The 12,392-nt window shown below is 60.3% G+C and carries 11 protein-coding genes; 2 read left to right on the top strand and 9 right to left on the bottom strand.

Translation table 11 applies throughout. The features are described 5' to 3' along the window. Positions 1-188 precede the first annotated feature (188 nt). From ilvD to AC07OG_RS00740, 4 genes are all read right to left on the bottom strand, one after another. The gene (gene ilvD / locus AC07OG_RS00755) at positions 189-2,030 is read right to left on the bottom strand and encodes a dihydroxy-acid dehydratase (protein ID WP_060542442.1); all 1,842 of its coding nucleotides are present in this window, start codon (positions 2,028-2,030) and stop codon (positions 189-191) included. Between the two features lie 361 nt (positions 2,031-2,391). Further along, complete coding sequence (locus AC07OG_RS00750) at positions 2,392-2,850, bottom strand: REP-associated tyrosine transposase (RefSeq protein WP_495065991.1); 459 nt, start codon at positions 2,848-2,850, stop codon at positions 2,392-2,394. Between the two features lie 167 nt (positions 2,851-3,017). Beyond that, positions 3,018-4,232, bottom strand: coding sequence for an MFS transporter (locus AC07OG_RS00745; protein WP_495065990.1), 1,215 nt, complete (start codon positions 4,230-4,232; stop codon positions 3,018-3,020). A 244-nt stretch (positions 4,233-4,476) separates the two neighbouring features. Continuing rightward, the gene (locus AC07OG_RS00740) at positions 4,477-5,673 is read right to left on the bottom strand and encodes a class I SAM-dependent rRNA methyltransferase (RefSeq protein ID WP_060542439.1); all 1,197 of its coding nucleotides are present in this window, start codon (positions 5,671-5,673) and stop codon (positions 4,477-4,479) included. A 294-nt stretch (positions 5,674-5,967) separates the two neighbouring features. Between AC07OG_RS00740 and AC07OG_RS00735 the strand changes: the two genes are divergently transcribed. Together AC07OG_RS00735 and mutM are read left to right on the top strand one after the other, a co-directional pair. After that, positions 5,968-6,783 (top strand): HDOD domain-containing protein, encoded by an 816-nt coding sequence (locus tag AC07OG_RS00735; protein ID WP_495066153.1) that lies wholly within the window; start codon positions 5,968-5,970, stop codon positions 6,781-6,783. Positions 6,784-6,817: 34 nt separating this feature from the next. Further along, positions 6,818-7,630, top strand: a complete 813-nt coding sequence (gene mutM, locus AC07OG_RS00730) for a bifunctional DNA-formamidopyrimidine glycosylase/DNA-(apurinic or apyrimidinic site) lyase (RefSeq protein ID WP_060542437.1) — start codon at positions 6,818-6,820, stop codon at positions 7,628-7,630. Positions 7,631-7,681: 51 nt separating this feature from the next. Here the strand turns inward: mutM and AC07OG_RS00725 are convergent, their stop codons facing one another. From AC07OG_RS00725 to AC07OG_RS00705, 5 genes are all read right to left on the bottom strand, one after another. After that, entirely contained in the window at positions 7,682-7,933 is a 252-nt protein-coding gene (locus AC07OG_RS00725; RefSeq protein ID WP_003195146.1) for a YfhL family 4Fe-4S dicluster ferredoxin, read from the bottom strand. A 182-nt stretch (positions 7,934-8,115) separates the two neighbouring features. Next, complete coding sequence (gene coaD / locus AC07OG_RS00720) at positions 8,116-8,595, bottom strand: pantetheine-phosphate adenylyltransferase (protein ID WP_060542436.1); 480 nt, start codon at positions 8,593-8,595, stop codon at positions 8,116-8,118. A gap of 115 nt (positions 8,596-8,710) precedes the next feature. Next, positions 8,711-10,306 carry a GMC family oxidoreductase gene (locus tag AC07OG_RS00715; protein WP_495065989.1) on the bottom strand — a complete coding sequence of 532 codons (1,596 nt, stop codon included), beginning with the start codon at positions 10,304-10,306 and terminating at the stop codon, positions 8,711-8,713. Between the two features lie 77 nt (positions 10,307-10,383). Beyond that, positions 10,384-10,929, bottom strand: a complete 546-nt coding sequence (locus tag AC07OG_RS00710) for a twin-arginine translocation pathway signal protein (protein WP_495065988.1) — start codon at positions 10,927-10,929, stop codon at positions 10,384-10,386. A 28-nt stretch (positions 10,930-10,957) separates the two neighbouring features. Then, positions 10,958-12,388 carry a coniferyl aldehyde dehydrogenase gene (locus AC07OG_RS00705; RefSeq protein WP_495065987.1) on the bottom strand — a complete coding sequence of 477 codons (1,431 nt, stop codon included), beginning with the start codon at positions 12,386-12,388 and terminating at the stop codon, positions 10,958-10,960. Between the last annotated feature and the right edge of the window lie 4 nt (positions 12,389-12,392).

The following is a 12,392-nucleotide window of genomic DNA, read 5'->3' as shown; positions in this document are numbered from 1 at the left end:
CAACATTACTGGCGCTTTTCTATCTGGGAGAGATGTTGCGGACATCTAGTTCTTGCGAATAACGAATTTGGCTTGTGACTCGGTTCTGAATATGCCTTCGGAATACGCTGGCAAGTAAGATGTACTCAATAGGCGCTGCAAAAAATACCCCGCACTTGGCGGGGCATCTTTACTTAACGCGTTAAACGTTACAGCCCATCAAGCATCGCCTTATTACGCACAGCACCCTTGTCAGCACTGGTCGCCAGTAAAGCGTAGGCTTTCAACGCTGTGGTCACTTTGCGCGGACGCACTTCCACCGGTTTCCAGCCTTTTTTATCCTGCTCGACCCGGCGCACAGCCAGTTCTTCATCGCTGACCAACAGGTTGATCGAGCGGTTCGGGATGTCGATCAGTACTTTGTCGCCGTCCTGCACCAGGCCGATTGCGCCGCCAGCAGCCGCTTCAGGCGAAGCGTGGCCGATGGACAGGCCCGAGGTGCCGCCGGAGAAACGGCCGTCGGTGAGCAGGGCGCAGGCTTTGCCCAGGCCTTTGGATTTCAGGTACGAAGTCGGGTAGAGCATTTCCTGCATGCCCGGGCCGCCTTTCGGGCCTTCGTAGCGGATGATGACGATGTCGCCTTCCTTCACTTCGTCAGCGAGGATGCCGCGTACGGCGCTGTCCTGGCTTTCGAAAATTTTCGCGTTGCCTTCGAACACGTGGATCGACTCGTCGACGCCGGCAGTTTTCACCACGCAACCGTCCAGGGCGATGTTGCCGTAAAGCACGGCCAGGCCGCCTTCTTGCGAGTAGGCGTGCTCGACGCTGCGGATGCAGCCGTTTTCACGGTCGTCGTCCAGGGTGTCCCAACGGGTCGACTGGCTGAATGCGGTTTGCGTCGGGATGCCAGCAGGACCGGCCTTGAAGAAGTGATGCACAGCTTCGTCGTTGGTCTGGGTGATGTCCCACTTTGCGATCGCTTCTTCCATGCTGCGGCTGTGCACGGTCGGCAGCTGGGTGTGCAGCAGGCCGCCACGGGCCAGCGAGCCGAGGATGCTGAAGATCCCGCCGGCGCGGTGCACGTCTTCCATGTGGTACTTCTGGATGTTCGGCGCGACCTTGCACAGTTGCGGCACGTGACGGGACAGGCGGTCGATGTCGCGCAGGTCGAAATCGATCTCGGCTTCCTGGGCGGCGGCCAGCAGGTGCAGGATGGTGTTGGTGGAACCGCCCATGGCGATGTCCAGGGTCATGGCGTTTTCGAACGCCTGGAAGTTGGCGATGTTGCGCGGCAACACCGACTCGTCGTTCTCGCCGTAGTAACGCTTGCACAGCTCGACGATGGTGCGACCGGCCTGGAGGAACAGCTGCTCGCGGTCGCTGTGGGTGGCCAGGGTCGAACCGTTGCCCGGCAAGGCCAGGCCCAGGGCTTCTACCAGGCAGTTCATCGAGTTGGCGGTGAACATGCCGGAGCACGAACCGCAGGTCGGGCAGGCGCTGCGCTCGTACTCGGCGACTTTCTCGTCAGAAGCGCTGGAGTCGGCGGCGATCACCATGGCGTCGACCAGGTCGAGGCCGTGGGAGGCGAGTTTGGTCTTGCCGGCTTCCATCGGGCCGCCGGAAACGAAGATCACCGGGATGTTCAGGCGCAGGGACGCCATCAGCATGCCAGGGGTGATCTTGTCGCAGTTGGAAATGCAAACGATGGCGTCGGCGCAGTGGGCGTTGACCATGTACTCGACGGAGTCGGCGATGATCTCGCGGCTCGGCAGCGAATAGAGCATGCCGTCGTGGCCCATGGCGATGCCGTCATCGACAGCGATGGTGTTGAATTCCTTTGCCACACCGCCAGCGCGTTCGATTTCGCGGGCGACCAGTTGGCCCAGGTCCTTGAGGTGGACATGGCCAGGCACGAACTGGGTGAAGGAGTTGGCAATGGCGATGATCGGCTTTTTGAAGTCGTCATCTTTCATCCCCGTGGCGCGCCACAATGCGCGGGCGCCGGCCATGTTGCGGCCGTGGGTGGATGTTTTCGAGCGGTAATCAGGCATGAAGCACTCCGGGCGGCTAATCAGGTATCAAAAGGGAAGTGAGCTTCTATTGACGTCTGGAACACCCAGAAATGGCCGTGTGTCCGGAAGTTGCCGATAACTTTGCGGGATCGCCGCGCGCTTCAGCTTGAGCTCATAAACCCGCCGGGGATGACTGGCGATGAATGTGGCGATTCTACACGGCTGGCGGCGGGAGGGAATGGCTGCGAGCATTCACGAGACGTGTGGGCAAACGCAACCCTGTAGGAGCGAGCATGCTCGCGATGGACTCAAGGCCGCCGTGGGTTGTCAGGTTTCCCGCGTTATCGTTGACGACCATCGCGAGCATGCTCGCTCCTACAGGAGACGGGGTGCGGTGATGTCAGAGCCAGGTGGCGTCCCACAGTGGGTAATCGCCGATATGGTCGACAAGCCCTGCGCGTAACGGGTTGGCGATGATGTACCGAGCAGCAGCCTTCAGGTCTTCCTCCCGGCGCAGCGCCCGGTCGAAATAACCTTTCTGCCACAGCCTCTCTGGCTGGCCTCGCTTGAGGTTGATGGCGCGGGCACTTCGGGCTTTGGTGGCTTGCATCAGTTTCGGCAAATCGCCGTTGTGCAACTCGAGCAGCCAGTGAAAGTGATCCGGCATGACGACCCAGGCAATAGAAGTGGCCTTTCCCGAGTCATGAGCCTTTCTGAATTCATGCACGAGCAGGCGCCCCATGCGCCAGTCCTTGAAGACCGGGGTTCGCTCGTGGGTAACAGCAGTAAGCAGATAGATCCGGCCCTGCTCTGAGTGCCGGCCGGAGCGCAAACGGTGGCCGTGTGGCGTGCTGGACATTCCGTTGTCCTCTTCTGTGGTTGGAAGAGAAAACGTTAGACGCCCCAAGTGAGACTGTCGTAATGACAGAGAGTCAAAATGTGTCGCCAGTCGCTTTATCTGTAGGAGCGAGCATGCTCGCGATGAACCTGAGAACACCGCTGGGTGTCAGGTTTCCCGCGTTATCGTTAACGTCCATCGCGAGCGTGCTCGCTCCTACAGGTGTTGGTCTGACGATTGATTAATGCATTGAGAGCAAGCGCCGCCGAGCTGAGCAGCAGGAAAGACAGTGCCAAGGTGACTTGCAGATCTGTTCCACTCAGGTTGATCAATGCGCTGGTCAGACCACCGCAGATGAAAACCAGTGTGTTTCCGGCCGATGCCGACGTGCCGGCGTTTTCCGGGAATACCTCCATGGCTTTGGAAGTTGCGATCGGGCGGGCGATGATGGTGCCGGCAGTGCAGATGATCATCGGCGCGAGCACAGTCAGGATCGAAAGCTCCAGCAAGCTTGAGAGTACCAGCATCTCCAGTCCCCCACAGAAGATCAGACCGAGACCCACGATGATTTGCGTGTTGGGGGCAATCCGGCCGGCGAGAAACCGGGCGAGAACCCCTCCGAGGATGTAAGCCGCTCCGTAAAAGAGCAGGGTCAGCGAAAACTCATAGGTCGATAGCTGCAACTGCTCCATGAAAATCAGCGGCGAGACCACGATGAAGGAAAAGTGGCAGGTGAATGCAATCGCCGCGATCAGCCAATAGCCGATGAAACCTATATCGCCGCATACCAGACGGTATGAGCTGAGGATGCTCTGACGCGAGGTTTTGATTGCGCGCGGGTTATCCAGAAAAAAGCAAACCTTCACAAATACGGCGGCGGCCACGGCGATGAACAGCAAAAAGCTGCCGGGCCAATCCAGAATCTGTTGCAGCACGCTACCGACCAGTGGCGAGATGGAAATGAAAACCCCGCTGGCAGTGATCATCAGAATCCGCAGTCGGTCCCGCTCCTTGCCCTCGAACAGATCCTGGATCAGTGCCTGCGAAAGCACGAAGCAACCGCAGCCGATGGCCTGCACCATCCGAAATACCAGGAACCAGGTGTATTCCGTCGACAGGACACAGCCCAGCGCGCCGATGATCGAAACCATCATGCCCGTCAGCAGCAGGTTTTTACGTCCAAATGAGTCCGAAAGTGGGCCGATCACCAGTTGGGAAAGCGAGATACCGACAGCGAAAAAACTGATGGATAACGCAATGTCGGCAGGAGAGGTCCGGAAGTGTTCCGCCAGTGCGGGGAAGGAGGGCAGCAAAACATCAAGGGGGAAAACGCTTAGCAACGTCATGGCCATCAGCAGCAGGATGGCTGAAACCTTTTGCGTGGATTTATTGCTGTACTCCATCAGTCAGTCTGCTCATTCCGTGAGAGGTGGCCGAGGATTGATTTGTTGAGAGGGGGAAGTCAATGCGGGGAGGGTAGGATCATTCCCTATTCATTGTGGGACTGATCTTTTGGTGGCGAACAAACTCGCGAAGTCATCAATCCAGCCGACATCCATGTTGGCTGGCGTTTTTGCGACCAGGTCGGATCGCTGCACCGCCGCACCCACAGGAAATTTGCATTCCAATGTGGGAGCGGCGTGCGCCTTAGCTGTTAGGCAGCAACCGGCAAGTAATGCTCTTGATGTAACGGGTTTCAGCAATCGCCGGATGCACCGGATGATCCGGGCCCTGGCCGCCGCGTTCGAGCATCTGGATGTTGCGGTCCAGGTGGCGGGCGCTGGTCAGCAGGATGTTTTGCAGGTCGTCTTCGGGCAGGTGCATCGAGCAGGATGCGCTGACCAGGATGCCGTCCTTGCTGAGCAGGCGCATGGCTTGCTCGTTCAGGCGGCGGTAGGCGCCTTCGCCGTTTTTCATGTCTTTCTTGCGTTTGATGAAGGCTGGCGGGTCGGCGACGATCACGTCGAAACGTTCTTCGCTGGCTTTCAGCTCTTTGAGGGCTTCGAAGACGTCGCCTTCGATGCAGGTCATTTTTTCGGCGAAGCCGTTCAGGGCGGCGTTGCGCTCCACGCCATCAAGGGCGAAGGAGGAGGCGTCGACGCAGAACACTTCGCTGGCGCCGAACGCGGCAGCCTGCACGCCCCAGCCGCCGATGTAGCTGTACAGGTCCAGAACGCGTTTGCCCTTGGCATACGGAGCCAGACGGGCGCGGTTCATGCGGTGGTCGTAGAACCAGCCGGTTTTCTGGCCCTGGATGACCGGGGCTTCAAATTTCACGCCGTTCTCTTCCAGCGCGACCCACTCCGGCACCAGGCCGAACACGGTTTCGACGTAGCGATTGAGGCCTTCGGCGTCGCGAGCGGCGGAATCGTTCTTGAACAGGATGCCGCTTGGCTTGAGCACTTGGGTCAGTGCTGCGATCACGTCGTCTTTATGGGCTTCCATGGTCGCCGAAGCGATCTGCACCACGAGGATGTCGCCGAAACGGTCGACCACCAGACCCGGCAGCAGGTCGGAGTCACCGTACACCAGGCGATAGAAAGGCTTGTCGAACAGGCGGTCGCGCAGGGACAAGGCGACGTTCAGGCGGTGCACCAGCAGCGACTTGTCCAGCGGCAGCTTTATGTCACGCGACAGCAGGCGCGCGCAGATCAGGTTGTTCGGGCTCATGGCAACGATGCCCAGCGACTTGCCGCCGGCAGATTCGAGAATCGCCTGATCGCCGGCCTTGAAGCCGTGCAACGGGGTGGCGGCCACGTCGATTTCGTTGCTGTAGACCCACAAGTGGCCGTTGCGCAGGCGACGGTCGGCGTTGGCTTTGAGGCGCAGGCTAGGCAGGGACATGACGTCGCTCCGGAAAAAAGAGCGGGAGTATAGCGTGTTGAGGGTGGCGGCGGGTCTGGTGCGCGATGAACGCGGGAGTTTCGGACTTGCGGGGAGGCCGAAAAGATCGCAGCCCCCGGTAATCGGCGTTTACAAGCCCGCAAACTGGGCTTCAATGAAAGTTCAGCCGAAATGCCCTCTGGTGTGTCGGATCCAACTTCATAAAGGTTAGAATCGCCTCCTGACCCAGAGTGTGCACTTATGTCCCAAGAGCTGACTTCCGAACAGATCCAACAAGCCCTGCAGGGCATCAGCGTGCCCGCCCAGCCGCAAATCATGGTGGATTTGCAGATGGAGCAGTACATGCCCGATCCGGATCTGGAAGTCATCGCCAAGCTCATTTCCCAGGACCCGGGCCTTTCCGGTTCCTTGCTGAAGATCGTCAACTCGCCGTATTACGGCCTGAGCAACAAGATTGCTTCGATCCAGCGCGCCGTGAATCTGCTGGGCAGCCGGTCGATCATCAACCTGATCAACGCGCAGTCGATCAAGGGAGAGATGAACGACGAGACCATCGTTACCCTGAACCGTTTCTGGGACACCGCCCAGGATGTGGCGATGACCTGCCTCACACTGGCCAAGCGCATCGGCATTCAGAACGGCGACGAAGCCTACGCATTGGGCTTGTTCCACGACTGCGGCGTGCCGCTGATGCTGCAGCGCTTCCCCAACTACATGGGTGTTCTGGAGCAGGCCTATGGCAACGCCAGTGCCGAATGCCGGGTGGTGGATACCGAGAACCGTGAATTCAACACCAACCATGCGGTGGTCGGTTACTACACGGCCAAGTCCTGGCGCCTGCCGGAGCATGTGAGCACGGCGATCGCCAATCACCATAACGCCCTGGCGATTTTCAGCGATGAGTCGTCACGCAACAGCTCGTTGAAGAACCTGCTGGCGATCCTGAAGATGGCCGAGCACATCTGTGCGTCCTATCGGGTCCTGGGTAATCAGACCGAGGATCACGAGTGGAACAGCATCGCGCCTTTGGTGCTCGATTACGTTGGCCTCTCGGACTACGACTTCGAGACCCTGAAGCAGACGATTCGCGACCTCGGTACTCATCGCTGAGATTTTCCAACTCGAGAGCCTGATCGAGAGCGCCATGCCTGAACTGCCAGAAGTCGAAACCACCCGTCGCGGTATAGCGCCGCATCTGGAGGGCCAACGTGTCACCCGGGTGATCGTGCGCGACCGGCGTCTGCGCTGGCCCATTCCCGAGGACCTCGATGTGCGCTTGTCGGGCCAGCGCATCGTGCTGGTGGAACGGCGCGCCAAATACCTGTTGATCAACGCCGAAGTCGGCACCTTGATCAGTCACTTGGGCATGTCGGGCAATTTGCGCCTGGTGGAGGCCGGGTTGCCGGCACTCAAGCATGAGCATGTGGACATCGAGCTGGAGTCGGGCCTGGCCCTGCGCTACACCGACCCACGGCGGTTTGGCGCGATGCTCTGGAGCCTCGACCCGCTCAACCACGAGTTGCTGATTCGCCTGGGGCCGGAGCCGTTGACCGATCTGTTCGACGGCGAGCGGTTGTTCCAGCAGTCCCGTGGGCGCTCAATGGCGGTCAAGCCGTTCATCATGGACAACGCGGTGGTGGTGGGGGTCGGCAATATTTACGCGACCGAAGCGCTGTTCGCCGCGGGCATTGACCCGCGTCGCGAAGCCGGGAGCATCTCCCGGGCGCGTTACCTGAAGCTGGCGATCGAGATCAAACGCATCCTGGCCGCCGCCATCGAGCGCGGCGGTACTACCTTGCGCGATTTCATCGGCGGGGATGGCCAGCCGGGTTATTTCCAACAGGAATTGTTTGTGTACGGCCGAGGCGGCGAACACTGCAAGGTTTGCGGCACGGGGCTGCGCGAAGTGAAGCTTGGGCAGCGTGCGAGCGTTTTTTGTCCGCGTTGTCAGAGCTGATACGCGCGGTAAACCTTTAAGAATTTGGCGCCCTGACAGGCGCCAGATGACTCAAGCCTTGCCGGTAATCTTCCGATACTTCTCCATCAACTGTTCTTCAGTCTCCGGATGGGCTTCGTCCAGCGGAATGCAATCCACCGGGCAGACCTGCTGGCACTGCGGTTCGTCGTAGTGGCCGACGCACTGGGTGCACAGGTTCGGGTCGATCACGTAGATCTCTTCGCCTTGGGAAATGGCGGCGTTCGGGCACTCGGGTTCGCAGACGTCGCAGTTGATGCAATCGTCGGTGATGATCAGGGACATGCTAACTCCAGCCGGGGCGGCAGGCCCGGGCGCAATAAATCAATGCGCGTAATTGTGCCGTATTGGTGGGCGCTATGCACGCGCACGCGACGTTCTGTAGGCGCCGGCTTGCTGGCGATGGCGGTGTATCAGGTGCACCGCGTTGTATTCATCGCCAGCAAGCGGGCTCCTACAGTCGTGTATTACTTCTTGAATCGAAGTGTAAGAGCATCCGCCACCGCAGGGTGTACGAACTTGGTGATGTCGCCGCCCAGGGCTGCGATTTCACGGACCAGCGTCGAGGAGATGAACGAGTAGCGTTCGGATGGGGTAAGAAACAGGCTTTCCACATCCGGCGCCAGCTGACGGTTCATGTTGGCCAGCTGGAACTCGTATTCGAAGTCCGACACCGCGCGCAAACCACGCAGGAACACGTTGGCATTCTGCTCCTTGGCGAAATGCGCCAGCAGCGTCGAGAAGCCGACCACTTCAACGTTGGGCAGATGCTGGGTGACCTCGCGCGCCAGTTCCACTCGTTGTTCCAGAGGAAACAGCGGGTTTTTCTTCGGGCTGGCGGCGACGGCAATGATCACGTGGTCGAACAGGCGCGAGGCGCGTTCGACCAGATCGCCATGGCCCTTGGTAATAGGGTCGAAGGTACCTGGGTACAACACTCGGTTCATCGCGTCGTCCTGGCGGGAATCCGTTGGGGAGTCGGATGGTATCGCAGCCTTCCCGGTCGGCCAAGTCGCCTGTGGGATAAGAAAGCACTATAGACGACAGGGATAATCATATTTTTCACGGATTTTTCAAGCGCTCGGCCAGGGCGGTCGCCAGTTGCGCCGTCAGTCCATAGACCGAAAGCTGCGGGTTGGCGCCAATGCTGGTCGGGAATAATGAACCGTCGTGGATCGACAGATTGCCCAGTTGATGATGGCGGCCGAGGCTGTCGGTCACGGCATGGACCGGGTCTTCACCCATGGCGCAACCGCCCATCACATGGGCGCTGCCCAAGCGGGTTCGATACAGCTCCAGGCTCAGGCCATCGATCAGCGTGCGCGCTTCGGCCAGGGTTTTCACGTAGCGGGCGTCGGCGTGCATTGGCATTACCGCCTTGGCGCCACCGGCGAACTGGATCTCGGCCATGCTGTGGAACGCCCGGCGCAATCCATCCCAGGCATAGGGCGAGAGCTGATAGTCGAGCACCGGGGTGTCATCGCTGCGCAATTCGACGCTGCCACCGGGGCTGTCCGGGTGAAAACCGTCCCGGAGCAGCGCCAGCATGGCGTGGGTGTGCGGCAGGTTCGCCATGTGCTGCGAATTTTCCTCGCCGAAGCCTCCGAGCAAGGTCGTGGCCAGCGCCGGGTGCAGTGGCGGGACTTCGAGTTTGTAGGACATCTTGCCGGTGGTGCCGTCCAGCCACTGGAAGTGGTCGGAGTAGATCGACTGCGGCGCGCCATAGAAAGGGTTGATCACCTCGTCGAACAGCGCGGCGGACATGTTCACCGGATGCAGGAACGTGCGTTTGCCCAGGCGCTTATGCGGATCAGGTGCGCCGGAGCGCAGCAGCAGCGCAGGGCTGTTGATGCCGCCGCCGGCCAGCACGTAATGCCGCGCCTTGACCGTAATGGTGCGCCCGGTTGGCGCGACACAACGTTCATCCATCGCCGAGCATTGCAGGCCGGTGACCTTGTCGCCGCTGAGAGAGAGTTTTTCCGCGCGGGCCAGGTAAAGCAGTTCGCCGCCTTTTTCCAGGGTCGCCGGAATGGTGGTGACCATCATCGACTGTTTGGCATTGGTCGGGCAGCCCATGCCGCAGTAACCGAGGTTCCAGCAACCGCGCACGTTGCGCGGGATCACATGCCAGCTGTAACCCAGGCTCTCGCAACCTTTGCGGATCACGTCGTTGTTGGGGTTGGGCGGCACCATCCACGGGGCGACGCCCAGGCGCTGCTCCATTTTCTCGAACCACGGGGCCATGTCCGCCGGGCTGTGGCCCTTGACGTTATGCTCCCTTGCCCAGTGTTCCAGGGTTGCCTCTGGAGTACGGAAGCTGGAGGTCCAGTTGATCAGCGTGGTGCCGCCCACCGCACGGCCTTGCAGGATGGTGATCGCGCCGTCTTTGCTCATGCGGCCGATGCCTTCCTGATAGAGGCTGGCGTAGGCCTGGTCTTCGAGCAGCTTGAAGTCGCTGCTGGTCTTGAGCGGGCCTTCCTCGATCAGCAGCACCTTGTAGCCGGCCGCGCTGAGAATCTCCGCAGTGGTACCGCCGCCGGCCCCGCTGCCGATGATCGCCACATCCGCTTCGAGGGTCAGGTCCCGGGTCAGTTGCGAGCCATTGTAGGTTTTCCAGCCTCGGGCCATGCCTGCGCGGAACGGATCGGGTACGGGCATCTTCTGGTTCTCTTTTTATTATGGTTCAAGTGCTGTGGTGATACGACCGACGTCTTCGCGAAGGGGGCGACCCGGTTTCAAACTGTGGGAGGCCCGGGATACCCGCAATGCGCCCATGACTCCTTGCACCCATACCAGGCCATCATCACCAGTTGCAGCAATGAGCTGTGGCCCATGCGCAGCAGGCTCAACGAGCTGTTTTCCCAGCGATCCAGAAACTGGCGGATATCGTTGGCACTGGCGTTTTCCCAACTGCCCCAGATCCCGGTCAGCGGACCGCGGGTCACGGCCATGCCCAGCACGTCGAAGAGCTGCCGGGTCAACTTGAGCATTTCCGGTGACAGGTGATCGAGGTTGTAATCCAGGCTTTTCAGGGTGCCTTCGACGGCGTCGGGCATGCGTTCGCTGCTTACGGCGCCGGTGAGCATTACCGGAACCAAGGCGCGCAGGAAAGCTAAATCGCCGGTGCGCAGGGAGGCAAAACCGTTGGCCGGGACGCTGGACGAGCAGCCGCTGAGGCTGGCGCCCAGTCCGGCAGTGGCGAGAAAGGCGCTGGCGCCGAGGCTGAATTTGAGCAGGCCGCGCCGTGACAGCGCGGGTGTATCGGACAGGCTGGGGCTCATTATTGTTATTACCCGACGGTGGTGATCTTTAGCGAATGAACAGCTTCTGGATCAGTTTCTGAATGGACTTGCCGTACGGTGGATAAATCAGCTTCGACGCATTGAAGCGCTGCTTGATCAGTACACCCTTGGCCTTGCTGAACGTCAGGAACCCTTCGTGACCGTGGTAATGGCCCATGCCGGAGGCTCCGATGCCGCCGAACGGCATGTCGTCCTGGGCGACGTGCAGCAGGGTGTCGTTCAGGCATACGCCGCCGGAATGGGTTTCGTGCAGCACGCGATCCTGCTCGCGCTTGTCGTAGCCGAAGTAATAGAGCGCCAGCGGGCGAGGGCGCTGGTTGATGTAGGCAAATGCCTGATCCAGATCCTTGTACGGCACGATCGGCAGCAGCGGGCCGAAGATTTCGTCCTGCATGACCGTCATGTCATCAGTGACGTTGAGCAATACGCTATGGCTCATGCGTCGGCCCTGGCCTTGTTCGAACAGCGGGATCAGCAATGCGCCCTTGCTGGTGGCGTCGCTGACATAGCCATTGAGGCGGGTCAGTTGTCGGTCATTGATGATCGCGGTGTAGTCCGGGTTGTCAGTCAGTGTCGGATAAAACCCGCGAACGGCCGAGCGATAGGCTTCAACGAATGCACCCACACGATCTTCCGGCACCAGCACGTAGTCCGGGGCTACGCAGGTCTGTCCGGCATTCAGGGTTTTGCCGAAGGCGATGCGCTCTGCGGCGTCCTTGAGTGGCACATCGCGGGAGACGATGGCCGGGGATTTGCCCCCGAGTTCCAGGGTCACCGGTGTCAGGTTCTCGGCGGCGGCGCGCATCACGTGTTTGCCGATGCTGGTGGCACCGGTGAATAGCAGGTGATCGAAGGGCAGTCGCGAGAACGCCACACCCATATCCGCCTCGCCAAGGACTACGCAGACCAGGTCTTCCGGAAAGATCCGCGCCAGCAGTTGCTTCATCAGCAGGCCAGTGGCGGGCGTCGATTCGCTGAGCTTGAGCATCACCCGGTTGCCTGCCGACAGGGCACCGACCAACGGCCCGACGGCCAGGTACAGCGGGTAGTTCCATGGCACGATCACCCCGACTACGCCGAGGGGTTGATAAACCACTTTCGCCGACGCCGGCTGGAAGGCAGCACCGACCTTGCGCCGTGAAGCGCGCATCCAGCCCTTGAGGTTCCGGCTGGCGTAATGGATGCCGTGCAGGCTGGGCATCAGTTCGGCGAGCAGGGTTTCATCGGCGCTGCGATGGCTGAAGTCCTGGCTGATCGCGTCGATCAGGGCCTGGCGTTCATCGTTCAATAAATCCTTCAACGCCTTGAGCCATTGCTGGCGCTGCGCGGCGGGTGGCATCGGATTGGCGGCGTAGGCGGCGCGCTGAGCATCGAACAGTGCCTGCAGCTCTACCAGCGGCTGCTGCAGGTTTTGCAGGTAGGAGATATCAGCGGTCATCGTC

The organism is Pseudomonas sp. GW821-FHT09H03, assembly GCF_059415945.1.
The sequence above is the reverse complement of the archived record's forward strand: the minus strand, read 5'-3'. Positions and strand labels throughout refer to the sequence as shown.

Bases quoted from the DNA above. Each gene is read 5' to 3' on its own strand.
- ilvD (WP_060542442.1), bottom strand. From the start codon at position 2,030: ATGCCTGATTACCGCTCGAAAACATCCACCCACGGCCGCAACATGGCC.
- AC07OG_RS00750 (WP_495065991.1), bottom strand. From the start codon at position 2,850: ATGTCCAGCACGCCACACGGCCACCGTTTGCGCTCCGGCCGGCACTCA.
- AC07OG_RS00745 (WP_495065990.1), bottom strand. From the start codon at position 4,232: ATGGAGTACAGCAATAAATCCACGCAAAAGGTTTCAGCCATCCTGCTG.
- AC07OG_RS00740 (WP_060542439.1), bottom strand. From the start codon at position 5,673: ATGTCCCTGCCTAGCCTGCGCCTCAAAGCCAACGCCGACCGTCGCCTG.
- mutM (WP_060542437.1), top strand. From the start codon at position 6,818: ATGCCTGAACTGCCAGAAGTCGAAACCACCCGTCGCGGTATAGCGCCG.
- AC07OG_RS00725 (WP_003195146.1), bottom strand. From the start codon at position 7,933: ATGTCCCTGATCATCACCGACGATTGCATCAACTGCGACGTCTGCGAA.
- coaD (WP_060542436.1), bottom strand. From the start codon at position 8,595: ATGAACCGAGTGTTGTACCCAGGTACCTTCGACCCTATTACCAAGGGC.
- AC07OG_RS00715 (WP_495065989.1), bottom strand. From the start codon at position 10,306: ATGCCCGTACCCGATCCGTTCCGCGCAGGCATGGCCCGAGGCTGGAAA.
- AC07OG_RS00710 (WP_495065988.1), bottom strand. From the start codon at position 10,929: ATGAGCCCCAGCCTGTCCGATACACCCGCGCTGTCACGGCGCGGCCTG.
- AC07OG_RS00705 (WP_495065987.1), bottom strand. From the start codon at position 12,388: ATGACCGCTGATATCTCCTACCTGCAAAACCTGCAGCAGCCGCTGGTA.